Raw genomic sequence first — 24,438 nt, 5'->3', positions numbered from 1 at the left:
CATTCATGTTGGGTAGCACGGGCAAGGCGCTCACTGTGAACGGCGCCGGGGAAGCGCTACTGTGTAAGCCCCGTGTAAGTAATCCGTAAGGAAACAAGCCCATCCTGCGTGACGGTGTGTCAATACTCGTAAAAGGAGATCTATTTCAAAGTCGCAGTTGTACGTGTTCCGGTTCATCCTCGTAAAAAACCACAATGGAGACAGACGATGAAGCAGCGTAACGACGATTCAAAGAAGCCAGCATCCACCCGCCGTAAATTCCTCGGCACCGCAGCCGCCGGCACCGCCGGGGCCACCCTCGCGGTCCCGATGATCGCCACCGCGCAGACACCGAAGCAGATGCGCTTCCAGAGCACCTGGCCCAGCAAGGACATCTTCCACGAATACGCTCTCGACTTCGCCAAGAAGGTCAACGACATGACCGGCGGCGAACTGAAGATCGAGGTGCTGCCCGCCGGCGCCGTCGTCCCGGCTTTCGGCCTGCTCGACGCGGTCTCCAAGGGCACGCTTGACGGCGGCCACGGCGTCATGGGCTACAACTACGGCAAGCAGAGCGCGATCGCGCTGTGGACCTCGGGTCCGGCCTATGGCATGGACGCCAACATGGTGCTGGCCTGGCACAAGTACGGCGGCGGCAAGCAGCTGCTGGCCGAGTTGTACAAGTCCATCGGCGCCAATGTCGTGTCCTTCCTCACCGGCCCGATGCCGACCCAGCCGCTGGGCTGGTTCAAGAAGCCGATCAGCAAGGTCGACGACCTGAAGGGCCTGAAGTTCCGCACCAATGGCCTCGCGATCGACATGTTCACGGCGATGGGTGCGGCGGTGAATGCGCTGCCGGCCGGCGAGATCGTCCCGGCCATGGACCGCGGCCTGCTGGATGGCGCCGAATTCAACAACGCCAGCTCCGACCGCGTGCTGGGCTTCCCGGACGTCTCCAAGATCTGCATGCTGCAAAGCTTCCATCAAAGCTCCGAGCAGTTCGAGATCACCTTCAACAAGACCAAGTACGACGCGCTGCCGGCCAAGATGAAGGCGATCATCGAGAATGCGGTCGAGGCGGCGTCCGCCGACATGTCGTGGAAGGCGGTCGACCGCTATTCCAAGGACTACGCCGGCATGCAGGCCCAGAACGGCGTCAAATTCTACAAAACGCCGGACTCAGTGCTGCAGGCGCAGCTCGCGGTATGGGACCAGGTGGTGGCCAAGAAGGGCGCCGACAATCCGCTGTTCAAGAAGGTCGAGGCCTCGATGCGCGCCTTTGCCGAGCGCGCGATGAAGTGGGACATGGACACCAACAATCCGCGCCGGATGGCTTATAACCACTACTTCGGTCGCAAGGGCGCTCCGCCGAAAAAGGCGTAAGCGCTTTTGTAGGGTGGTCGGCATAGCCGACCACCCTACGCCATCCCTGTCGCAGTAACCGGAGCAGCCCCATGCAAAACGTTTTGTTTTTTGTCGACCGGGTCAGCAGCTGGGTCGGCCAGGCCTTCTCCTGGCTGATCGTCGCGCTCACCTTCCTCATCAGCTGGGAAGTCTTTGCGCGCTACGCCCTGAACACGCCCAATCCCTGGGCCTTCGACCTGATGATCATGATGTACGGCGCCGCCTTCATGATGGCCGGCGCCTACACGCTGGCCAAGAACGGCCACGTGCGCGGCGACGTGCTGTACAGCTTCTTCCCGCCGCGCCTGCAGGCCGGCCTGGACCTGATCCTGTACTTCGTCTTCTTCATCCCTGGCGTGGTGGCGCTGGTCTGGGCCGGCTACACCTATGCCGCCGAGTCCTTCGCCATCCGCGAGCATTCGACGCTCACCGCCAACGGTCCGCCGCTGTATCCCTTCAAGATGGTGATTCCCTTCGCCGGCGTGCTGCTCCTGCTGCAGGGCTTCGTCGAGATCGTGCGCTGCGTGGTCTGCCTGAAGAATGGCGCTTGGCCGGCGCGCGAGCCGGACGTCGAGGAAGTCGACGTCGACCAGCTCAAGGCGCAGGTCAGGGGTGCAGCCGGGGAGGGCAGGGCATGAGGAAGGAAATCTGGTTCGGCCTGTCGATACTGGTGGCGATCGTGGTCGCCCTGTTCGCCCTGATGCCCGCCCCCGCCGACATGAGCAACGGCCACCTTGGGCTGTTGATGCTGGCGTTGGTGGTGGTCGCCATCATGCTCGGCTTCCCCACCGCCTTTACACTGATGGGCATGGGGGTGCTGTTCGCCTGGTTCGCCTTCCACAGCCAGGACCCCGGCCAGGCCGTGCAGCTCACGCTCGACCTGATGGTGCAGCGCGCGTATTCCGTGATGGCCAACGACGTCCTGATCTCGATCCCGCTGTTCATCTTCATGGGCTACCTGGTGGAGCGGGCCAACCTGATCGAGCGCCTGTTCAAAAGCCTGCACCTGGCGATGGCGCGCGTACCCGGCTCGCTGGCGGTGGCCACCATCGTCACCTGCGCCATCTTTGCCACCGCCACCGGCATCGTCGGCGCGGTCGTGACCCTCATGGGACTGCTCGCGCTGCCGGCCATGCTGAAGGCCGGCTACAGCACCCAGCTGTCGGCCGGCTGCATCACGGCCGGAGGCTGCCTGGGCATCCTGATTCCGCCCTCGGTGCTGCTGATCGTGTACGGAGCGACGGCCGGGGTCTCGGTGGTCAAGCTGTATGCGGGCGCCTTCTTCCCCGGGATCATGCTGGCGGCGCTGTACGTCGGCTACGTGCTCCTGATCGCCAAGCTGAAGCCCAGCATGGCGCCGCCGCTGCCGGCGCACGAGCGCGTGGTGGCGCTGCCGGCCTATCTTGATGCGATCCCCGGCGCCTACCACCGGATGGCGGTGCCCGGCCTGCTGCGCTCCTTCAAGGGCGCGAACGGGACCCAGCGCACGCTGGCCACCAACCTGTTCGTCGCGCTGCTGCCGGCGCTGGCTTTCGTTGCCATCATGGGCATCAGCTACCGGATCGCGACGGCGCCGGAAGCGCCCGCCACGCAGCTGGTCGAGATGGGCGCCCAGCAGGAGTTCGATTCCGCATCAGGCGTTGATGCCGGTGGGCTGGAAGAGCCGCCGGTCGAAGGTGGACTGGCCGAACCGCCGACCGACGCCCCCGCCGCAGCCGCGGCGCCGGCGCCCCAAGCTACGGCCGCGATCCCGACGCCCGCATCCGCCGACCCGGTCGCCAAGCCGGCGTCCACTGGCTTCTGGATCACGCTGGCGGTGCTGGCGGCCGCGATGGCGGTGTTCTACCTGCTGTTCACCTTTGCCCGGCTCGAGATCTTCAAGATGCTGCTCGGCTCCCTGTTTCCGCTCGCGATCCTGATCCTGGCGGTCCTGGGCAGCATTGTGTTCGGGCTGGCCACGCCGACCGAGGCGGCGGCGATGGGCGCCTTCGGCGGCCTGATCCTGGCGATCGCCTACCGCAGGTTCAACTTCAGGCTGCTGCGCGAGTCGGCCCACCTGGCCACCAAGACCACGGCCATGGTGTGCTGGCTGTTCGTCGGTTCCAGCATTTTCTCGGCCGCGTTCGCGCTGCTCGGGGGGCAGGAGATCATCAATAACTGGGTGCTGGGCATGAACCTGACCCCGATCCAGTTCATGATCCTGGCCCAGGTCGTGATCTTCCTGCTCGGCTGGCCTCTCGAGTGGACCGAGATCATCGTGATCTTCATGCCGATCTTCGTGCCGCTGCTGGCGCATTTCAACATCGACCCGCTGTTCTTCGGCCTGCTGGTGGCGATGAACCTGCAGACGGCTTTCCTGTCGCCCCCGGTGGCCATGTCGGCCTTCTACCTGAAGGGCGTGTCGCCGCCGCACGTCACGCTGAACCAGATTTTCCTGGGCATGCTGCCTTTCATGGGCCTGCAGGTGCTCGGCGTGATCCTGTTGTACACCTTCCCGGCCATCGGCATGTGGCTGCCTGGCGTGCTCTATAAATAAGCAGCAAAGGGAAGCGGCCTGGTGCTGCCGCTTCCCATTCTCTCCGCGACGCCCCTCTCCAGCCTGATATTCGCAGCGCGAATGACCGACATGTGAATTTACGCACTTACATTGCGTTGCAACATGCTACATAATAAGGGGCTATACACAGCAGTAACGTCCACTTTCCCCGATCTTGCGATCGTTCCAACCCTGAGAACTGTGAGGAAAATGAAGCTTCGACCCCTGTCCGGCCCGAATACTTCCCAGCGCCCGAGCGCCCTGGGTTCTGTCGCCGTTCGTGCAGCGGTGGTGCGATGATGCAGGGCGCCCTGCAGTCGCAACCGGTACAGGCGAGCCGTCCGACAGTGGTCAAGCCGCATACCTTGTTCGATGACGTCTACGGCATCACCGTGGGCGTGCTGTTCGTCGCCATGGGCGTGCTGCTGCTGCAGGCCGCGGGCCTGATCACGGGCGGCGTGGCGGGCATCTCGCTGCTGGTGTCCTACCTGTCCGGCCATTCGGTCGGCCTGCTCTTCATGCTCATCAACCTGCCGTTCTTCCTGTTCGGCTACCTGTTCATGGGCGCGCGCTTCACCATCAAATCCCTGGTCGGCAGTGTCCTGATCATGGCCATGCTCAAGCTGATGCCCAGCGGCCTGGTGATCGGCCACATCCACCCGATGGTGGCGGCGCTCGGCGGCGGCACCTTCTGCGGCATGGGTATCCTGGCGCTGGCGCGCCATGGCGCCGGCGTAGGCGGTACCGGTATCGTCACCCTGTGGCTGCAGAAGAAGTACGCGATCAATGCCGGCCGCACGCAGGTGCTGATCGACGGCGTGATCCTGCTGGCCGCACTGGCGATCGTATCGCCGCAACTGGTCGGCTGGTCGTCGCTGAGCGCGATCGCCATGAGCAGCATGGTCATGGCCTGGCATCGCCCGGGACGCTACTTCGGCAACTGATCCTGCCAGGCTTCCCCGGCCCGCCTACAGGCCGGGGAAACCAGCGAACACCGACGTCACCCAATCCACGAACACCCGCACCCGCGGCGACAGCTGGCGGCTTTGCGGATACAGCACCGAGACCGGCAGCGCCGGCGGCGCCAGCGCCGGCAGCAGCGCTTCCAGCTGGCCGCTGCGCAGTTCGTGCTCGATGCGGTAGCGCGGCACCTGCACGATGCCCAGGCCCGCGATTCCGGTCGCGGTGTACATGTCGGCGCCGCTGACGCTCACGGCTGCCGGCGGCAGGACCTGGCGTACTTCGCCACCCACCGTGAATTCGAGCGGGTAGGGCCGGCCGGTGGCCGACGAGATGTAGTGCACCGCCAGGTGGCGCTCCAGGTCATCGAGCTGCGCGGGACGCCCATGGCGCGCGAGGTAGGCCGGGCTGGCGCAGGTCACCTGCGTCAGTTGCGCCACCTGCCTGGCCACCATCGACGAATCCTGCAGGTTCCCCACGCGCAGCACGCAATCGATCCCTTCGCGCACCAGGTCGACCAGGCGGTCGCCTTCGCCGATCTGCAGCACGATGCCCGGGTAGCGCGCCAGGAAGGCGGGCAGGGCGGGCGCCAGCACCTGCCGCGCCAGGGTGGCCTGCAGGTTCACGCGCAGCAGTCCGACGGGTTCGGCGTGACTGAATACGCTCTCCATTTCCGCCAGGTCGGCCAGCAGGCGCACGCATCGCTCGTAGTAGGCCTGGCCGTCCAGGGTCGGCGCCACCACGCGGGTGGTGCGCTCCAGCAGGCGCGTGGCCAGGCGCGCTTCCAGCCGCTTGATGGCATTGGTCACCGTCGCGCGCGGCAGCTGCAGGTCTTCGGCCGCCAGCGTAAAACTGCGACGCTCGACGATGCGCGCGAAGATCCGCATTTCTGGAAACGGTCCATCTGCGTACTCATGTGATTATTTTCCCTAATGGAATAATGCAGGCCAGTGTAGCCCAGGTATTCACTTCAACAACTGTTGCTGTGTAATATCTTTATGTAATTTGTTGCGCCGCGACAAAAATAGCAAACTCAGCAACAAATGATGCGCAAAGGTATTTATTTGACGACAGGAAAGTGGCAGAATAACCGGTTATTCCAACGGTAACGTTACCATTTCCTACATGAGCGGCTTCTTCGGTAAATTGCGTTTGTCCAGCCTGATGACCCTGGCCGTCTGCGCCACGGTCGCGCTGACGGTCGCGCTGCAGCTGGCGCTGGTGAACCATTTCGCCGTGCGCCAGGCCGGGGACGAAGCCCAGTTGCGGCTACAGCAGCTCTCCTGGCAGATGCGCGACTCGCTCAACCGTGTGATCGAGCAGGCCACCGGCGACACCCGCCTGCTGGCCGAGCTGCCGCAGCTGCGCTACGCCCGCAACCCCGACGAGACGCGCGCGGTGCTGGAAAGCCTGCAGCGCACCTTCCCCGATTACGCCTGGATCGGCATCGCCGACCTGGACGGCAAGGTGACTGCCTCCACCGGCCGCATGCTGGAAGGGGCCAACGTCAGCAAGCGGCCCTGGTTCGCCACCGGCATGCGCGGCGTGCACGCCAGCGACTACCATCCGGCCGTGCTGCTCGAGAAGATGCTGCCGCGCCGGCAGGACCCGTGGCGCTTCGTCGACGCCTCCGGCCCGATCCTCGATGCCGGCGGAAAGCCGGTCGCGGTGCTCGGCCTGCACATGAGCTGGGAGTGGGCGCGCGTCCATGCGCGCAAGCTGCTCACGCCGGCGCTGCGCGAATACGGCGCCGAGATCCTCGTGGTGCGCGACGACGGCACCGTCATCCTCGGTCCCGAGGGCCTGGTCGAGACCAAGGTCGACACCACCAGCCTGCGCCTGGCGCAGAAGGGCCAGATCGGATCCTTGCGCGAAGTGTGGCCGGACGGCCGCGCCTACCTGACCGGCTACAGCCAGACCGGCGACATGCTCGATCCGGCCTCGCTGCGCTGGAGCGTGCTGGTGCGCCAGACCGAGGATCGCGCGATGGAAGGCACCGTCGACCTGAAACAGCGCATGCTGGGCTGGAGCTTCCTGCTGGCGCTGCTGCTGGCCGTGGCCGCCGCCCTCATGGCGCGCCGCCTCACGCGCCCGATGGCGCAGCTGCGCAGGGCGATCCAACTTGTCACCGAAGCCACCGAAGCCGGCCGCGAGCCGCCGCCGATCCCGCAGGTGGACGGTTTCCTGGAAACGCAGATCCTGTCGAGCACCATGCGCGACCTGGTGAAAAGCGAGACGGCGCACCGCCACGCGCTGCTGGCCCTGAACGAGCGGCTGGAGGCGGCGGTGGCCGAGCGCACCGCCGAACTGCAGGCGCTGCTGCTGCGCGACGTGCTGACCGGCCTGCCGAACCGGCGCGCGCTGCTGGAAGCCCTGCCGGAGGCGATGGGCCGGGCGCGCCGCGTCGGACGCCCGTGCGCGCTGCTGTTCCTCGACATGGATGGCTTCAAGGCCGTCAACGACAGCTATGGCCACGAAGAGGGCGACGAGCTGCTGCGCCAGTTCGGCGAGCGCCTGCTGCAGGGCGTGCGCAAGACCGACATCGTGGCGCGCCTGGCCGGTGACGAATTCGTGGTGGTGCTGGAGATGCTGACCGACGCCGCCCATGCCGAAGACACCGCGCGCAAGCTGCTCGAGCGCCTGAAGTCGCCTTTCATGCTGCGCGGCGCCACCGTCACCGTGGGCGCCAGCATCGGCATCGCGCTGCACCGCCCGGAGGAGCCGGTCGACGTGGACGCCTGGCTGGCGCGCGCCGACCACGCGATGTATGCGGTCAAGCGCACCGGCAAGAACGGCGTGGCGCTGGCGGCCACTGTCTGAATCCTTACTCATTGCACAGCGCATGTCCGAGATCACCCAACTCATCGCCACGCTCAAGCGCGAACTGAAACAGCAGGGCAAGACCTACCGCGACGTCGCCGAGGCGCTCGACTTGTCCGAACCGAGCGTCAAGCGCCTGTTTGCCAGCGAGCAGTTCACCCTCGAGCGCCTGGTCGAGATCTGCTCCCTGGTCGGCCTGACACTGGCCGAGCTGGCGCAGGAAGCCGGGCAGGGCCACCAGCGCCTGCGCACCCTGAGCCCGGCGCAGGAACGCGAACTGGTGTCGGACACGCGCCTGCTGCTGGTGGCGGTGTGCGCGCTGAACCACTGGACCATGGCGCAGATGCTGCAGGTGTACCGCCTGAGCGAAGCGGAATGCGTGCAGCTGCTGCTGCGCCTGGATCGCCTGGCCTTGATCACGCTCCTGCCGGGCAACCGCATCCGCCTGAATGTGGCGCGCGATTTCGACTGGCTGCCGGGCGGACCGATCCGCCAGTATTTCCGCGAGCAGGGCATGCCGGACTTTATCGACAGCGCCTTCGGGCAGCCAGGGGACACGCTGGATTTCGTGCACGGCATGCTCACGGAAAGCGCGCGCGCCAAGCTGCAGGGAGAACTGCGGCAGCTGCGGACACGCTTCGCGCAGCTGCACGAGGAAAGCCTGGCGGCGCCGCTACCCCAGCGCTGCGGGACCGGCTTGCTGCTGGCATTGCGGGAGTGGGAGCCGCTCGCGTTTGCGGAGTTGCGACGCTAGGTCGAGCCAACGCTGCGCAAGGGAATGGGGGATCAGTGCCGGCTGGCACTGATCCCCTGTTTCGTTAACGCAGGACGCCTTTTCTTCACCCCGCCCCTTACCCATGGGTCCCTCGGAAGGCGCTTGGGCAACAAACGACACTGACTCTCCTCTGGTTTTGTGAAAGCCTCTTGTGCCCACTCATTGCACGGTGTAGAACCTTAACTAGGCCGAAAAGTTCGGCCTCGAAGCATGCAGTGCGGACGTTCCACAATTTGTATGCACGGCTGCTGTTTTATGTGCGCTACTAGACAGATGAGCTTGGCAAAGAAGGGAATGATGGCTTCAAAGAGGGAATGACGCCATGAAGATGTCAATCGTCGCATGTGCCGTGCTCGGAGCGAGCGCGGCTTGCGCCTCGGCCGAGAATGCGGCTGCGCCCGATGGGAGCACCGTCGCCGGGGTTGCTAAGGAAACTGTCTGCGCCAAGGGATGCGCGGCACCGTCCGGTGGAGCCGGCGGCAGCGCTGCGTCTGCCCGCACCGGCGATGCACCAGCCATTTTCACGGTGGAAACCGTGCATGAGAAGGAGCAGCGCCGCACTGCCGAGACCCAGGTGCTCACCGTGGGACGCCAGTATGATCTCGAATTCCTGGCCTTGTCCGATGTGGGGGATCCCTTCCACGGCGGCCTGGCCGCCAGTGGCAGCGGCGCCCTGGAGCCGCGCCGCACCACCGACAGCGTCACCTACCAGAGCGAATTCAACGGCTTTACCGCCGGCTCCTCCTGGGGCAAGGGCGACATCGACGGTTCGCCTTCAGGCCGCGCCTGGGGCATGTCGGCCGGCTACAACCTCGGTCCCCTGACCATTCGCGCCGCCTACCAGAACCGCAACGTGGCCAAGGTCACCCGCATCAATCCAGTCGACATCACCATGGCCGCCAGGAATGCCATCGTCGCCGCCAACATGCGCTTCAGCTGGGGCACGGCCTACGCCGCCTACAGCGCCAGCCGCGGCTGGGTCAACTCGCCGCTGTTCAATCCGGACAATCCCTACGGCGCCGGGATCACCTCGGTGCCTTCCACCGACAGCCGTGACGTGCTGGCCGGGGTGGCGGTGCCGGTCAGCCGCGGCACCACACTGCTGGCTTCCTACATCCGCAAGAACGACCGCGACCCGGCCGACCGCGACGCGCGCCAGGTCGCGATCGGCGCTACCTATGCGGTGTCGCGCAGGCTCGATTTCTACGCCGCCTATTCGCACATCCGGCACCAGAGCGGCATCCCGAATGCCAATACCAGGAACGGCGGCGGCGGAGCGATCAACCTCGGGATGCGCCGCGCTTTCTGAGCATGCGCGCGTCCCTGCACGGCGACGCGATGTTGCAAAAAACGGTAGCCTGTCTCCAAGACTTGATACGTTCAACTACCGTTTTGGAGGCAACATGACAGGCGCAAGCACACTTGATCCGGATAACTTCCCCGAACGTCCAGACCGTAGTCTCGGCAAGGGACACGGCATCGATTCCCTCGGTCCGAGCGACATTTCCGATACCGGCAGCGACGTGGTCGGCGGCCCCGGCTTTGCCGAGGCGCTGGATGCGGACCAGACCCTCGACTTCGACCACGGCACCACCTCCGACATGGAAGAAAGCCATGCGGGCGGCACCGCCGGACCGGACGTCGGCGACGCCGATTTCTCGGGCGATAGCGACATGGGCGGCACCGGCGAGCGCGCCGCCGCGGGACGCGACAACGTCGCGAAGGACGGCGCCGACATCGACACCGACCAGGTGGTGTCCATCCCCGATCTGCCGCTGACCGAGGAGGACACCGACTTCCTATCGACTAAACCGCCGCGAAACGCTGAAGGCGGCTAACAGTGCGCCGCCGGCCACCAGCGCGGTGGTCAGCGGCGAGGCGCGCAGGCTGGTCTTGGTGTACAGGCTGCGCTCGTGGACGTTCTGCGGCATGCCCTGGCGCTGGCGCAGTTCGGCCGATGGATCGGGCTTGTAGAGTGCGTCGCGGCGGTTCGGCGCGGTGGGACGGTCTGATTTCTGCTGCTTGAACATGCTCGCGTTCATGTACTTGTCGAACAGCGCCGGCATCAGCTTGGAGCCGGCCGCAATCATCTTCGAGGCTCCGCCGGCATAGGCGTCCCGCTTCGGGTTTTCCGCGCAGTACAGGATGGCGTCGGCCACCACTTCCGGTGCGTAGATCGGCGGCGGCAGCGCCGGTTCCTTGTCCATGTAGTTGCGGGCGTGCACCGCGAACATGGTGTCGATCGCAGCCGGGCGCACCAGGGTGACGGCCAGCGGCGCGCCTTCCTTTTCCAGTTCCATGCGCAGTGCGTCGGTGAAGCCTTTCACTGCGTGCTTCGAGGACGCATACATGCCCTGCATCGGGATCGAACGTTCCGACACCTCGCTGCCGACGTTGATGATGGCGCCGCCGCCACGGTGCTTCATGCGGCGCACCGCTTCCAGCGAACCGTTGACGGTGCCCCAGAAGTTGGTCTGGAACAGGCGGTGATGGTCTTCCGGCTTGACTTCTTCCAGGCGGCCGAACACGGAGATGCCGGCATTGTTGACCCAGGTGTCGATGCGGCCGAAGCGCGAAATCGCCTTGTCGCCGATCTTCTCGACATCGGCGATGTCGCCGACATCGGCTGCCACGGTCTCGACCATGACGCCGCGGCTGCGCAGCTCGTCGGCCAGTTCGTCGAGCGCATCCTTGCTGCGTGCGGCCAGCACGAGGCGCGCGCCGCGCGCGGCGGCCATGCGGGCGGTGGTCAGGCCGATGCCGCTGGTGGCGCCGGTGATGACCATAACCTGGTCGTGGAGTTTCCGGAGTCTGATTGCCATGACGTGATCCTTTTCAAGGTGGGGTGAAGAGGACTGCCTGCGGCGTCCGGCCGCAAGGACAGGCCAGGTTAATGAACGGCCACTATCCTAGCCCGGCTGGCAAAATCGGCGTTTTCGGTTGCTTGTTGGAAGCAGTTGCTGGAAAGATTCGCTAGCAGATTTCTGACCGCTAACGCATGAGCCGTCATCCCGGCGAAGGCCGGGATCCAGTTTCTTAGGCAGTACCGCAAAGGCTAGAGGGTACGGAACAAACTTGGGTCCCGGCCTGCGCCGGGACGACGGATCAACGGGAGGAGGGGAGAGCGGGCCGTGCCATGTGCGACGATCGGCCCGCGAATTGCGATTATTTGCCCGGCTGGTAGATCTGATCAAACAAGCCGCCATCCGCAAAGTGCGCCTTCTGCGCCTGCGTCCAGCCACCCAGTTCGCTGATCGGGAACAGTTTCACGTTCGGGAACTGCGAGGCGTACTTCTTCGAGAACTTGTCCACGGCCGGACGGTAGTAGTTCTTGGCCACGATGTCCTGGCCTTCGTCGGTGTACAGGAACTCGAGATAGGCCTGGGCCACCTTGCGGGTGCCCTTCTTGTCGACGTTCTTGTCGACCACGGCGACCGGCGGTTCGGCCAGGATGCTGATCGACGGGGCGACGATCTCGAACTTGTCCGGACCCAGCTCGCGCAGGGCCAGCAGGGCTTCGTTTTCCCAGGCCAGCAGCACGTCGCCGATGCCGCGTTCGACGAAGGTCGTGGTGGCGCCGCGGGCGCCCGAGTCGAGCACCGGCACGTTCTTGTAAAGCTTCGACAGGTAGTCCTTGGCCGTGGCCGGCGAACCGCCCGGCTGGCGCAGCGCGTAGCCATAGGCGGCCAGGTGGTTCCAGCGTGCGCCGCCCGAGGTCTTCGGGTTCGGGGTGATGACGGCCACGCCCGGCTTGATCAGGTCGGCCCAGTCGCGGATCTTCTTCGGATTGCCCTTGCGGACCAGGAACACGATGGTCGAGGTATAGGGCGCGCTGCGGTAGGCCAGGCGCTTCTCCCAGCCGGGCGCAATCAAACCTTTTTCGCTGATAGCATCGATGTCGTAGGCCAGCGCCAGCGTGACCACGTCGGCCTGCAGGCCGTCGATCACGGCGCGCGCCTGCTTGCCCGAACCGCCGTGCGACTGCTTGACGGTGACGGTGTCGCCGGTCTTCGCCTTGTACTGGCGGGCGAACGCGGCGTCGATGTCCTGGTATAGCTCACGGGTCGGGTCGTAGGACACGTTGAGCAGGGTGATGTCCGCGGCGGCGGCGGTCTGGCTGAACAGCGGCGCCAGCAGGGTCAGTGCAGCCAGCGAGCGGAGAAAGGTTTTGCGAAGCATGTCGTTCTTTCAGGGGGCATTTTGGAGCCTCTAGACTACGGCTCAGTTGCCCCTGAAGGAACGAATATATTCGCTTAACAATATGCGTTTTTTGGAACCTATCCCAGTAGGGAGGAGGAAGCTAGCGGCGATGCCTGGCAAGCGCGGGCAAGGCGCGAGGAGGCCGCATGGCTAGCCATGCAACGACGAGGTAGCATGGCATGGGGTGCCATGCTACACAGCACCCGCTTGCCAGGCGCGCCGAAAGCGACTCATTCCCTACTGGGATAGGTTCTTAATGAGCCTTCGACAGGATCAGCAGCCAGCGCTTGAACAGCAGGACCTCGAGGTGGCCCGGCTCGACGCCGGTATCGCATTCGATGATCGGGTTCACTGCATAGAAGCGCTTGCGGAAATCACGGGTGATCAGGACCTCGCGACGACCGATGCGGACCATAAAAGGGACAGGTGCATATTCCAGGCCGAAAGAGCTGTTCAGAGTGGTCATGGTGTTTCCTTTTATTAAAATCGTTGAAGTGGGTAAAGAATATCACAACCACTGTATAAATCTACAGTTACTGTGCGGATGTACAGTAAATTTTTATTTTCGTGGTTTTTTCGCCAATTGGCCTTATATCAAGCCTTGACCCATCAACCCAGGCAACCAGCATGACGAACGAGCGCCTCCCCAGACTCCACCGCTTCGCCGCCGCCCGCTTTTCCCCTGAGGGCGAATACGGATTGCACCTGACCGCCGGCGTCGCCATGCTGCTGCTCGCGATGGCGGTATTCGCCCACATGGCCGGCGCCGTCGTCGCCGGCGCGCCCATCACCCAGCTCGACGTCGAAGTGGCCAACTGGCTGCACGCCCACGCCCGCACCAACGAGGGCCTGCGCGGCTTCCTGCTGCTGGTAACCCACATGCACAGCACGCCCGGCATCCTGATCATGGCCGCCCTGGCCGGCATCTGGCTCTACCGCACGGGGCACCGCTACTGGCCGATCGCCCTGGTGGCCAGCGTGCCAGGCGGACAGATCCTCAACGTGCTGCTGAAGCACACCTTCGAGCGCGCACGGCCGCACTTCGCCGAACCGCTGCTGGAACTGGGCACCTACAGTTTTCCCAGCGGCCACGCGATGGGGGCGACCGTGCTGTATGGCTTCCTCGCCTGTTATGCGGCGCGCCATGCGCGTTCCTGGGCGGGCAGGGTGCTCCCCTTCGTGCTGGCGGCGCTGATGGTGGCGACGGTCGCGTTCTCTAGGATGTATCTTGGAGTCCATTACTTGTCCGACGTACTGGCGGCCTTCGCCGAAGGCTGCGGCTGGCTGGCAATCTGCATCACCGGCGCCGCCACCCTCAACCGGCGCCGCCGCGCACGCGAAGGGCGGGCCGGCGCGCCCGTCGAGCGGCAAGAAATCTGACAAATAGGAAACAAGGATGCGCACACTCGTACACCTCTCCGACCTGCACTTCGGCCGCGTCGACCACGCCTTGCTCGCGCCGCTGCGGACACTGATCGAGCGCATCGACCCAGACGTGCTGGTGGTCTCGGGCGACCTGACCCAACGGGCGAAGCCCGAACAGTTCGAAGAGGCGCGCGCTTATCTGGACACGCTGCCTGGCCCGCAGATCATTGTCCCGGGCAACCACGACATCTCGCTGTACAACGTGTTCCGCCGCTTCGTGAAGCCGCTCGACCGCTACAAGCGCTACATCACGGACGACCTCGACCCGTGCTACATCGACGGCGAGATCGCCGTGGTGGGGGTGAACACGGCGCGCTCATTCACGATCAAGGACGGCAAGGTGAGCCGCGACCAGCTCGAGGCGGTGCGCCGGCAGCTGGCCGGGGTGCCGTCCGACGTGACGCGCATCGTGGTGGCCCACCATCCCTTCGATCTGCCGGACCATTTCGAGGAGCGCGACCTGGTCAACCGGGCGCCGCGCGCGATGCAGGCGTTTTCGGAATGCGGCGTCGACATCCTGATGGGCGGCCACATGCACGCCAGCCACGCGGGCAGCACGGCGGCGCGCTACCAGATGAGTGAATACGCGGCGCTGGTGGTGCAGGCGGGGACGGCGACTTCCACGCGCGGACGCGGCGAAGTCAATTCCTTCAATGTGCTGCGGGTGGAGTCACAGCAGGTCGAGATCGACCGCTACGGCTGGGACGTGGTGCACAAGCACTTCGAGCTGGTCGATACCGACAAGTTCCTGCGCAGCGGGAACGTCTGGACGCCGCACAACGACGGCCTGATGGCGGCGGGGCTGTAAGCACGCCGGTTTATCGTAGGGTGGGCGGGGTAGTTCAGGCCAGTGGCCCGAACTACGAACGCCCACGCGTTCACATCACGCTCACACGGTCGGCGCGGCAATTCCTCTGCTGGTTGGACGCGTGGGCAGAAAACCTGCCCACCCTACGATTCGCGTCAGATCAGCGGACGCCAGCCAAGTCAAATCCAGTACTCGGCCAGGCGCCCCATGAACTCGCGGATCCGGTCCTTCCACGGACGGTGCCGCCACTGGTCCAGCGTCACTTCCTTGGAGCTGCGCAGGTCTTCGTTGAACGCCGCCTCCATATCCTTCCCAAACGCCGGGTCCAGCACGACGACGTTGAGCTCGTAGTTATGGATAAAGCTGCGGCGGTCGATGTTGGCCGAGCCGATGGTCGACCAGATGCCGTCGATCACGGCGGTCTTGGCGTGCAGCACCGCCACCTGCAGCTGGTAGATCTTCACCCCACCCGCCAGCAGCTGGTCGTAGAAGGCCTGGCCCGCGTACTTGATCAGGTCATGGTCCGACACCCCAGGCAGCACCAGCTTCACGTCCACGCCGCGGCGCGCGGCCGCGATCAGGGAGTCGACGATCTGCTGGTCCGGCACGAAATAAGCCGAGGTGATGTGGATCGACTTCTTAGCCTCGTTCATGGCCACCATCAGCGACTTGTAGATCTCGGAATCGCGGTCCGGCGTGGTGGCCAGTACTCGCATCACCTTGTCGCCCACCGGCGCCAGGCGCGGGAAGTATTCGGCCTGCGGGAGCTCGCCGGCATCCTGGCGCACCCAGTTGTCGATGAAGGCGTACTGCAGCGCGGCCACGGCCGGCCCCTCGATGCGGATGTGGGTGTCGCGCCAGCCCACCTGTTCGCTGTCGACGGTCTCCGGCTTCTTGCGCGAGCGGAACAGCGAGCTGTTGGCATAGGTCTCGCTGATGTTGATGCCCCCGGTGAAGCCGATCTGGCCGTCGACCACCATGATCTTGCGGTGGTCGCGGTTGTTCAGCTGCCAGTTGCCGGGACGCTTGGTCGGGTCGACCGGGTTGAAGATCACCACGTTGACCCCGGCCGTGCGCATGCGGTCGAAGAATTCCTTCGGCGTAGCCAGGGTGCCGACGCCGTCGGCGATGATGTTGACGATCACGCCCTGGCGCCGCTTTTCCATCAAGAGCTCGGCGAACTGCAGGCCGATCGGGTCGCGGTCGAAGATGTAGGTCTCGAGGTTGATCGAGGATTTCGCCTCGCGTACCGCGTTCATCATTTCGCGCATGGTGGCAGGGCCGTCGAACAGCAGCGTCACCTTGTTGCCGGGGATGAGAGGCGCACCGGTCGCCTGTTCTTCCAGCACCGCCAATTGCTTCAGGTCGGGCGAGGCATTCGCCCAGCGCTTGGCGAGCAACTGCGAAGCTTGCTTGGGCTGCAGCATGCCGCGCGGCGTCGCTACCGCCGGCACCGCCTTGGTCGGGCTGTCCGGCAGGGTTTCGGCGTCGGGCAGGCTCTTGCACGAAGCCACCACGCACAGGAAGGCGAGGCATGCCAGGAAGGTGCTCAGGCGCTTGTTGTTCATTTCGTGTCCCTCATGATGATGAGTTCACTGCTTGGGGTGGTGGCCTTGGGGCCAAGGAAGAATTCGACCGGCGCTGTGATGAAGCGCCGGCCCAGGGCTTGCAGCAGCAGGATGCCGCGCTTGAAGCGGATCTTGCGGGCGCGCATCGCCACCCACAGGGCCAGCCCGAAGCTGACCAGGAGGTTAATGGTGCCGATCAGGGCTACTCCGGCCGAGGCAGTGCCGATCTGGTGCCAGGTGAGCGCGTAGTCGAGCCCGACCAGGGCGGTGGCGAAGTTGGCGGTCGAGAAGGTGACGTGGCGGATGTCGAGCGGCAGGCCGAGCAGGAAACCGACGAAGCCGGTCATGCCCAGCATGAAGCCGAAGAAGAAGTTACCCATCAGGCTGCCCAGGTTGTCTTCGATGTAGCGGGCGAAGCGGTCCAGGCGCGCCACGCCCAGCACGCGGCGCAGGCCGCGCAGCTGGCGCACGCGCTGGCCCATGCGGGTGTACAGGGCCTTGTTGTCGTAGTAGCCGGAGATCAGGCCGGCCACGAATAGCCAGACACCGGCCACCGCGGCATAGAACAGCGCCGGGCCGTGGAAGGGGTCGATGTCGTGCAGCAGGTGGTGCGCCTTGTCGGGACTCACCATATGGCGCCCGCTGAGCATCTGGTAGCCCACCGCGATCAGCCAGGCCACCGGAAAGGCCAGCACCACGTTGCCGAGCACGGCCACGATCTGGGTCCGGAACACTTTCGTGACCAGCGTGGCCAGGCTCTCCACGTCGAGCCCGCGGCCGTTGTCGGCCTTTTGCAGCGAGGCGGCGATGTGCTGGGCCGTCATGGCCGGCTGCTTGGTGGCCACCGTGAAGTGCAGCACGTAGATGAGGATGAAGCCCAGCGAATAGTTGAGGCTGAAGAGGAAGGCTTCGACCAGCGGCGCCGTGCCCAGGTAGCCCAGCATGATCTTGAACATCGCCATGAAGCCGACGATGAAGCCGGCGCCGGACGCCGCCACGAACATGTGGCGCAGGTCGCGCCGGGTCTCGGCAATGTAGTGCTCGCCGGTGCGGCTGGCGTTTTCGGTGACATTGCGTGCGAGCAGGTCGACGTTGTCGCGCAGCAGCCCGCGGATCCGGTACTTGGTGTTGTGTCCTTCGATCAGTTCTTCGGCCAGGGCGATCGCGGCCAGGCGGCGGTCGCTGACCACGGTCCCGCTCGAGGTCGCGACCGAGCTGGCGACGGCATCCAGGTCGACCGTCGGCGCGCTCGGCAAGTCGCCGCTGAGGTCGACCAGGTAGAGCAGCTTGTGCAGGCGGTCGATGCTCTGCTGCAAGGCCACCAGCAGGTAGGTGAGGGCGACACTGGTACCGCTCGACTGGGCGCTGCGCCGGATCTTGGCCACCACTTCGCCGCACTGGTCGAGCATCACCAGGAGGTGGCGGGCGTCTTCCGGCTGCGCGATCTTGCCGTCGAGGTAGCGTCCGTACTCGTCCAGGTAGCGGTTGACCTCGATGTTCTGCATCAGGAAGGGCGAGTCGAAATCCTCGATCTCGCTGTAGCTGTGCACCAGGCGCGGCTCCAGGCCCAAGGCGCAGATGCGGCAGGACAGGGTGCGGATCGCGTCCAGCAGGCCCAGCAGGGTGACGTAGCGCGCGCGGTCGGGCGTGGCGTCCAGGGGCGGCGGGGCATCGGCGACGACGTCGAACAGCGCCATCCAGTCGGCGTTGGGCACCATCCGGATCCAGGCGTAATCCTCCTCGTCGTACAGCACCTGGTCGAGCGCGTCCGACAGATACAGGTCGTTCAGCGCCGGCGGCAGGAAGCGGTAGGTGATGCGGCGCTTGAGCTCGGTAACGAAGCCATCGTTCGACAGGATGCCAATGTCGCTGTACAGGCTGGTGTGGCGGCGGTGCTCGAGCAGGGTCGTGATGTAGCGCCGCAGTGCCCAGGCCTGGGTCGGATTGCCCTTGAGCAGCTGGGTGAGGGTGCGCACAGCCTGCACCGGATCGTCCGCCTGTTGCCAGACCCAGCGGTGACGCGGGCGCAGGCAATCGACCAGGTCGACCAGCAGGTCGATGCGGTCGCTGTTTGGATCGATCCGTTCGAGAATGTGAAGCATGGACGTGTTGACTCTGGAAAGCTACAGTGTACGCGAGGCATCTGAACTGCATGGTTCGCCACCGAACAATGAACCTGCTGAAAGAGGTACACTGAGAGGCTGTATTCATGAAAAGAGGCAAGCATGTACCTGACTTATTTCAACGGCCAGTGGACTGAAGGCAATGTGCCGCTGTACGGCGCGATGGACCACAGCCTGTGGCTGGGTTCCTCGGTCTTCGACGGCGCGCGCGCCATGCGTGGCAAGCTGCCCGACCTGCGCCCGCACCTCGAGCGCGTGATCGCATCCGCCGAGAAGCTGGGCCTGCGCTGCCCGTTGACAGTGAGCGAGATGGAAGCGCTGGTGCGCGAAGGCGTGGCCAAGTTCCCGCCTGACGCCGAGCTGTACATCCGCCCGCTGGTGTTCGGCACCGAGGGCTTCCTGATCCCGGTGGCCGAGGCCAGCCAGTTCGCGCTGACGCTGTTCGATGCCCCGCTGCCGCCCTTCGCCGGTTTCTCCGCCTGCCTCTCGACCCTGCGCCGCCCGCAGGCCAGCATGGCCCCGACCGACGCCAAGGCCTCGGCCCTGTACGCCAACTCGACCCGCGCCATGCGCGAAGCCAAGGCGCGCGGTTTCGATCAGGCGATCATGCTCGATGCCGAGGGCAACGTGGCTGAGTTCGCGGCCTCGAACCTGTTCATCGTGACGCAGGACGGCGCCGTGGTGACGCCGAAGCTGAACGGCACCTTCCTGGCCGGGATCACCCGCGCGCGCGTGATCGCGCTGCTCGCTTCGGAAGGCGTGCAGGTGGAAGAGCGCAGCGTGGCGCCGGAAGAATTGGTGACGGCGCGCGAGATCTTCAGTACCGGTAATTACGGCAAGGTGACGCCGTGCACGCGCTACGAGGATTGCACGCTGGAGGCGGGCCCGGTGGCGCGCCGTGCGCGCGAGCTGTACCTGGCCTTTACTGAGACGACGTAATCCGTAGGGTGGGCGGGTTCCCCGCCCACGCGGTCAACGCACACGCGAACTGACCGCGTGGGCAGAGAATCTGCCCACCCTACGATAATTCGTCTTTCAGGAACTGCAGCAGGATCACCGTCTTGGCGTCGACGATCCCCCCTTCCTTTACCTGCCGCCACGCCTCGTCGACGTCCATCTCCAGGACTTCGATGTCTTCGCCTTCCTCTTCCTTGCCGCCGCCTTCGCCCTTGCGGTCGCGCTCCCCGTATTCGCCCAGGAAGCAGTGCACCGTCTCCGTGAGCGAAGAGGGGTTGGGAAAGAACGCGATCACCTTGCGCAGGCCGTGGCCGCGAAAGCCGGTCTCTTCGCACAGTTCGGCGCGCACGCGCTCGCCCGGGTCGGCATCGTCCAGCATGCCGGCCGGGACTTCGATCATGAAGCCGTCGTGGCCGGCCATGCGGGCGCCGATACGGAACTGGCGCGTCAACAGCACCTTGCGTGTCGACGGGTTGTAGAGCAGCACCGCGGCGCCGCCGGCGTTGTGATAGACCTCGCGTGTTTCTTCCTGCTCGCTGCCGTCCTGGCGGCGCTGCGAGAAGGTGACCTTCTTCAGCTCGAAGTAATTGGTGGACAGGGTTTCCTGCCTGAGGATGCGGATCGGGTCGTCGTCATGCATGGTAAGCCTTGGGGTGCGTGTTGACGACGACTATAGCCTTGGGCCATAAAAAAAGCCGCCCGGTTCGCACCGGGCGGCTTTGCTCAAACCAGTCGTTCGATCAGAACTTGTAGTTTGCGCTCACGCGGAAGTAACGGCCCATTGCGTTGTGCAGCTGGGTGTTGAAGCCTTCGTTCGGGTAACGCGGATCGTACGGGGCTGCGGTGTCGAACAGGTTCTTGATGTTCGCCGACAGGGTCCAGTTCTTGAAGCCGGTGTAGCTGTACGCGACGTTGAAGGTGGTCCATTCCGGCACCGAGCAATCGCTCACCCAGTTGCTGAACTTCTCCAGACCGCCCAGGCTGTAGGCGCCGGCCGGCTGGCCCTTGCCGTAGTGGCAGTACGGCACCGGGTAGGTGACGTCGTTGTCGGTACGGCGCAGCAGCGAGACCGGCGAGACGAAGTCCACCGAGCCGGTGAGCGAGTGCACGCCACGGGTCCAGTTGCTCGACAGGCTGGCGCGGTGACGCGGGATGTCGCCAACGGTGATCGCCCAGTCCGAATAGCCGCCGGCGGTGCCGACGACGTTCGCTTCACGCTCGCCCGGACGCTCCGAACGCTTGAAGGTCAGCGCGTAGGACCAGTCGAACTTGGTGGTCAGGCGGCCGTTGTCGCCCAGGTTCAGGCGGTGCGCCACTTCGAAGTCCAGGCCCGAGGTCTCGGTTGCGCCCTGGTTCACGTAGTAGCGGTTGACCGCGGTCAGCGGGCCCGAGTTCGGGATCGGCTGGCCGTTGGCGCCGATCAGCTGGTTGACCGGGTTGGTGTCACGGATGGCCAGGCCCGGGTACAGGTCCGGGTGATCGATCACGTAGCCGGCCGACAGCAGGGCGGTTTCGTCTTCCTTGCGGATACGGTAGTAGTCGATCAGGATGTCGAGGTTCTTGGTCGGGGCGATGATCGCGCCGAACGAGAAGCTCTTCGAGGTTTCCGGCTTCAGGTCCGGGTTGGCCTTCGAGCGCGACGAGATGCGGCGCGAGCAGTCCGACGAGTCGCCGCCTGGCAGCGGGTTCTTGCCGTCCGGGCAACGCACGCTGTCGACGACGGTCGAGAACGACTGGACGCCGCCTTCGGCGATCTGCGACAGGGCCGGGGCGCGGAAACCTTCGGCGTAGGACGAGCGGAAGGTCAGCTTGTCGTTGACGATGTACTTGGCGCCGACTTTCGGCACGAAGCTGTTCTCGGTCGGGTACTTGTCATAGCGACCCGCGAAGTCCATCTCGAAGTTCTTGGTGAACGGGGTGCGCAGCTCGACGAAGGCCGACTTGACCATGCGCTTGCCGTTGACCAGCGAGTTGGCCAGGCCGATGATGTTGCCGACCTGGGTCTCGTAGTCCGGGGTCAGCGCCAGCTTTTCCTGGCGGATTTCGCCGCCGAAGGCCAGGCCGATGTCGCCGCCGGCCAGGGTGCCGATGGTGGTCGATGCCTTGGCGTCGAACTGGCTCACCTGGGCGTAGCCTTCGTTCACGACGTTGCGGTAGGCCGACGGATCAGCGGCGGTCTGGGCCAGGGTACGGTTCTCGCTGCGGATACGCTCGATGGTCGGGCGGTACAGCATGCCGTTCATGGTCTCGGTACGCTCGCTGCGGTTCAGCAGCAGGGCGGTTTCCCAGTCAAACTGGCCGGTGGTGCCCTTCAGGCCCGCCAGCAGGCGGCCCGACTGGTTGACGTTCTTCGAACCGCCGTCGACGCCGCTGAAGCGGTAGCCGACAGCTGCGCGCGAGGTCGACCATGGGTTGTCCGGATGGCCGGCCGGGAGGATCAGCTGGTAGTCGCTGGCGGTGCCGTCGGCGCGGAACACGGTGGTCGGCGAGGTCGACAGGATGGTCGACGAGTTGCCGACGTATTCGCGCTCGGTGCGGGTGTAGCCGGCTTCGACGAAGGCGGTGATGTCCGGGGTCACCTGGAAGGTCAGCTTGCCCAGCAGGTTGGCGTCGTTGCCCTTGCTTTGCGCTTCGTAGTTGTTCCAGATGTCGTAGTTGCAGAACGTGCGGCCGTTCAGCATCGAGGTGGCCGACAGGTTGTGCTTGTCGCGATTGCCGGTGATCTGCTGCGATGCGTCGCAGCCGGTGCGGTTGATGATGTCCGCGCCGTTGGCCAGGGTGGTGGCGAAGTTGCGTGCGCCGGCGGTGCGTTCACGGAAGAAGAACGGCTGGTCCGACAGATAGCTGCCGTATTCGTTCAGGCGCGCGTTGATGTCGGCGTACATGTGCTGCTTGACGTCGCGGGCATCGCGGATGCGGGTTTGGTCGCGCGAGGACAGGTCGAAGGTCAGGAATGCGTTGTAGCGATCCGATTCCAGGTCGCCGAAGCCGAACACGCCCGACACGTTGCGGCGTGCGAACTCAAGGTTGTCGTTGGCGCTGGTCGAGGCGGTGATTTCCGCGCCCTGGTAGTTGGTCTTGGTGATGAAGTTGATCACGCCGGCGATCGCGTCCGAGCCGTACACGGCCGAAGCGCCATCCTTGAAGATCTCGACGCGCTCGATGGCCGAGACCGGGATCGTGTTCAGGTCATACACGGCCGACTTGCCCTGGTTCGGGTCGGCGTAGGCCGAGGCGGTGATGCGGCGGCCGTTGAGCAGGATCAGGGTCGACGACGAACCGAGGCCGCGCAGCGACGCGGTGGAGGCGCCTTTCGAGAAGCTGCCGTCGGTGATGTCGTTCGAGGTGCCCGAGCCGAAGGCCGGGATCGAATGCAGCAGTTCCGACACGGTGTTGGCACCGGTGGCGGCGATCTGCTTGGCATTGATGGTGGCGACCGGCGAGGAACCTTCCTTGTCGGCGCGCTTGATGTTCGAACCGGTCACGAACACTTTCTGGACCGGTGCTTCAGCGGCTTGCTGGGCAAACGCGGCACCAGAAGCCAGGGCTACGGCGACAGCGATCACGCTGCGCTTTACTACGAGTTGCTGCTGCTTAGACAAAATATCTCCGAAACTTCTGAAACACAACCGCCTGCGGGAGCGGAGCGGCGTCTTACCTTTGTTAATCGAATGTGCTTGGCAAAGTGAATATTCACCAAGCCCAGCATCAAAGCATCCCGGACAGACAAAAGTCAAATATGTTTGGTAATTTGTTTGTTAATTGCGACACCCATGAGCTGTACTCATGTATTGGCTTCGCGTTTGTTATGGATTGCGCGTAAATGCATTAGTAAAACTTGTGCATAGCTCAAGAAAAAGGGCCGGCAATACCGGCCCTTGTCTAGATAAGAGCGTGATTATTCACGCCATGCTTCAGCCCTGGGCGCGCTCCGCAACGTAGATCTCCACGCGGCGGTTGCGCGCGCGGCTGGCGGCGTCCGCGTTGGAAGCGATCGGTTCGCGCTCGCCGCGGCCCTCGATCGTGATGCGGCCCGGGCTCACGCCGCGGCCGGCCAGGTAGTCGCGGGTGCGCGCCGCGCGGTCGACCGACAGCGGCTGGTTGATGTCCGGGGTGCCGGTGCTGTCGGTGTGGCCGATGATCGTGACCAGGGTGGCCGGGTTTTCCTGCAGGGTGGTGGCGAAGCGGTCGAGCACCGGCTGGAAGTTTGACTTGATGTCGGAGCGGCCGGTGTCGAACGAGACGTCGCTCGGGATTTCCAGTTTCAGGCGGTTGTCCGAGGTCTGGCTGACCTGGACGCCGGTGCCGCGCGTGGCTTGCTCCATCGCCTGTTTCTGCGCTTCCATGCGCTTGGACCAGATGTTGCCGGCGACGGCGCCAAGGGCCCCGCCGATCACCGCGCCGCGGGTGGCGCGGCCGCTGCCACCGCCGCTGGTGGTGGCGCCGATGATGGCGCCCAGGCCGGCGCCGATGCCGGCGCCTTGGGCGGTGCCGCGCTGGGTCTGGCTCATGTCGGCGCAGCCGGTCGCGGTGAGTGCCACCAGGGAGGCGGCGAGGACGGATTTGGTCAGTTTGGTGTGCATCGTGATCTCCTTGAACAAAAAATCCGCTTCGCGGTCATGCCCACCGGGCACGACTGCGAAACGGATTGGGTCTTGCAAACTCTGCGTCAGTCGACTTCAACAACGCTATATGCCTCGTCCGCTGATCAGGCGTACCAGGATCATGATCACGGCAACGACCAGCAGGATATGGATGAAGCCGCCGATGGTGTACGAAGTCACCAGGCCCAGCAGCCACAGCACGATCAGGATAACGGCAATTGTGTATAGCATAATGATGCTCCTTTACTGGAATACGCGCTTTCGGCGTCGTGATTCCAG

21 protein-coding genes are annotated in these 24,438 nt (G+C 64.8%); 11 read left to right on the top strand and 10 right to left on the bottom strand.

What is annotated here, in order from left to right; all coding sequences use genetic code 11:
• Nucleotides 1–207 precede the first annotated feature (207 nt).
• From LK542_RS12440 to LK542_RS12425, 4 genes are all read left to right on the top strand, one after another.
• Nucleotides 208–1,362: a TRAP transporter substrate-binding protein gene (locus LK542_RS12440; RefSeq protein ID WP_227812145.1), complete on the top strand. Its 1,155-nt coding sequence runs from the start codon at nt 208–210 to the stop codon at nt 1,360–1,362.
• Nucleotides 1,363–1,433: 71 nt separating this feature from the next.
• Complete coding sequence (locus tag LK542_RS12435) at nt 1,434–2,021, top strand: TRAP transporter small permease subunit (protein WP_227812144.1); 588 nt, start codon at nt 1,434–1,436, stop codon at nt 2,019–2,021.
• Complete coding sequence (locus LK542_RS12430; protein WP_227812143.1) at nt 2,018–3,919, top strand: TRAP transporter large permease subunit; 1,902 nt, start codon at nt 2,018–2,020, stop codon at nt 3,917–3,919. The genes LK542_RS12435 and LK542_RS12430 overlap by 4 nt, the downstream gene beginning before the upstream one ends.
• A 296-nt stretch (nt 3,920–4,215) precedes the next feature.
• Entirely contained in the window at nt 4,216–4,863 is a 648-nt protein-coding gene (locus LK542_RS12425; RefSeq protein ID WP_227800719.1) for a YitT family protein, read from the top strand.
• 24 nt (nt 4,864–4,887) lie between these two features.
• Here LK542_RS12425 and LK542_RS12420 read toward each other — a convergent pair whose 3' ends face one another.
• On the bottom strand, nt 4,888–5,766 hold the full coding sequence (locus LK542_RS12420) for a LysR family transcriptional regulator (RefSeq protein ID WP_227812142.1): 879 nt from the start codon (nt 5,764–5,766) through the stop codon (nt 4,888–4,890).
• Nucleotides 5,767–6,004: 238 nt separating this feature from the next.
• Between LK542_RS12420 and LK542_RS12415 the strand changes: the two genes are divergently transcribed.
• From LK542_RS12415 to LK542_RS12400, 4 genes are all read left to right on the top strand, one after another.
• The gene (locus LK542_RS12415; RefSeq protein ID WP_227812141.1) at nt 6,005–7,699 is read left to right on the top strand and encodes a sensor domain-containing diguanylate cyclase; all 1,695 of its coding nucleotides are present in this window, start codon (nt 6,005–6,007) and stop codon (nt 7,697–7,699) included.
• Nucleotides 7,700–7,721: 22 nt separating this feature from the next.
• A complete protein-coding gene (locus LK542_RS12410; protein ID WP_227812140.1) occupies nt 7,722–8,453 on the top strand; it encodes a helix-turn-helix transcriptional regulator in 732 nt (243 codons plus the stop codon).
• A 343-nt stretch (nt 8,454–8,796) separates the two neighbouring features.
• Complete coding sequence (locus tag LK542_RS12405) at nt 8,797–9,783, top strand: porin (RefSeq protein WP_227812139.1); 987 nt, start codon at nt 8,797–8,799, stop codon at nt 9,781–9,783.
• 94 nt (nt 9,784–9,877) lie between these two features.
• The gene (locus LK542_RS12400) at nt 9,878–10,312 is read left to right on the top strand and encodes a hypothetical protein (RefSeq protein ID WP_227800723.1); all 435 of its coding nucleotides are present in this window, start codon (nt 9,878–9,880) and stop codon (nt 10,310–10,312) included.
• Here the strand turns inward: LK542_RS12400 and LK542_RS12395 are convergent.
• From LK542_RS12395 to LK542_RS12385, 3 genes are all read right to left on the bottom strand, one after another.
• Nucleotides 10,274–11,296 carry an SDR family oxidoreductase gene (locus LK542_RS12395; RefSeq protein ID WP_227812138.1) on the bottom strand — a complete coding sequence of 341 codons (1,023 nt, stop codon included), beginning with the start codon at nt 11,294–11,296 and terminating at the stop codon, nt 10,274–10,276. The genes LK542_RS12400 and LK542_RS12395 overlap by 39 nt on opposite strands.
• 343 nt (nt 11,297–11,639) lie before the next feature.
• Nucleotides 11,640–12,653: a sulfate ABC transporter substrate-binding protein gene (locus LK542_RS12390; protein ID WP_227812137.1), complete on the bottom strand. Its 1,014-nt coding sequence runs from the start codon at nt 12,651–12,653 to the stop codon at nt 11,640–11,642.
• Nucleotides 12,654–12,927: 274 nt separating this feature from the next.
• A complete protein-coding gene (locus LK542_RS12385) occupies nt 12,928–13,140 on the bottom strand; it encodes a hypothetical protein (RefSeq protein WP_227800726.1) in 213 nt (70 codons plus the stop codon).
• Between the two features lie 161 nt (nt 13,141–13,301).
• Here LK542_RS12385 and LK542_RS12380 point away from each other — a divergent pair, with 161 nt between their 5' ends.
• Both LK542_RS12380 and LK542_RS12375 read left to right on the top strand, forming a co-directional pair.
• Nucleotides 13,302–14,054 carry a phosphatase PAP2 family protein gene (locus LK542_RS12380; RefSeq protein WP_227812136.1) on the top strand — a complete coding sequence of 251 codons (753 nt, stop codon included), beginning with the start codon at nt 13,302–13,304 and terminating at the stop codon, nt 14,052–14,054.
• A gap of 16 nt (nt 14,055–14,070) precedes the next feature.
• Nucleotides 14,071–14,907, top strand: coding sequence for a metallophosphoesterase (locus LK542_RS12375; RefSeq protein WP_227812135.1), 837 nt, complete (start codon nt 14,071–14,073; stop codon nt 14,905–14,907).
• Nucleotides 14,908–15,086: 179 nt separating this feature from the next.
• Here the strand turns inward: LK542_RS12375 and cls are convergent, their stop codons facing one another.
• A complete protein-coding gene (gene cls / locus LK542_RS12370) occupies nt 15,087–16,475 on the bottom strand; it encodes a cardiolipin synthase (RefSeq protein WP_227812134.1) in 1,389 nt (462 codons plus the stop codon).
• Entirely contained in the window at nt 16,472–18,577 is a 2,106-nt protein-coding gene (locus LK542_RS12365) for a site-specific recombinase (RefSeq protein WP_227812133.1), read from the bottom strand. The genes cls and LK542_RS12365 overlap by 4 nt, the downstream gene beginning before the upstream one ends.
• 123 nt (nt 18,578–18,700) lie before the next feature.
• Here LK542_RS12365 and LK542_RS12360 point away from each other — a divergent pair, with 123 nt between their 5' ends.
• Nucleotides 18,701–19,537 carry a branched-chain amino acid aminotransferase gene (locus tag LK542_RS12360; RefSeq protein WP_227800731.1) on the top strand — a complete coding sequence of 279 codons (837 nt, stop codon included), beginning with the start codon at nt 18,701–18,703 and terminating at the stop codon, nt 19,535–19,537.
• Between the two features lie 79 nt (nt 19,538–19,616).
• Here the strand turns inward: LK542_RS12360 and LK542_RS12355 are convergent, their stop codons facing one another.
• The 4 genes from LK542_RS12355 to LK542_RS12340 form a co-directional block, all read right to left on the bottom strand.
• Complete coding sequence (locus LK542_RS12355) at nt 19,617–20,195, bottom strand: NUDIX domain-containing protein (protein ID WP_227812132.1); 579 nt, start codon at nt 20,193–20,195, stop codon at nt 19,617–19,619.
• 100 nt (nt 20,196–20,295) lie between these two features.
• A complete protein-coding gene (locus LK542_RS12350; RefSeq protein WP_227812131.1) occupies nt 20,296–23,121 on the bottom strand; it encodes a TonB-dependent receptor domain-containing protein in 2,826 nt (941 codons plus the stop codon).
• 348 nt (nt 23,122–23,469) lie between these two features.
• Nucleotides 23,470–24,138: an OmpA family protein gene (locus LK542_RS12345; protein ID WP_227800734.1), complete on the bottom strand. Its 669-nt coding sequence runs from the start codon at nt 24,136–24,138 to the stop codon at nt 23,470–23,472.
• Between the two features lie 105 nt (nt 24,139–24,243).
• Nucleotides 24,244–24,390: a lmo0937 family membrane protein gene (locus LK542_RS12340; RefSeq protein ID WP_020652694.1), complete on the bottom strand. Its 147-nt coding sequence runs from the start codon at nt 24,388–24,390 to the stop codon at nt 24,244–24,246.
• Between the last annotated feature and the right edge of the window lie 48 nt (nt 24,391–24,438).

It is taken from the genome of Massilia sp. IC2-477 (assembly GCF_020707265.1).
GTDB lineage: Bacteria > Pseudomonadota > Gammaproteobacteria > Burkholderiales > Burkholderiaceae_D > Telluria.
Note: the sequence above shows the minus strand (reverse complement) of the source record. Positions and strands in the feature narration are given on the sequence as shown.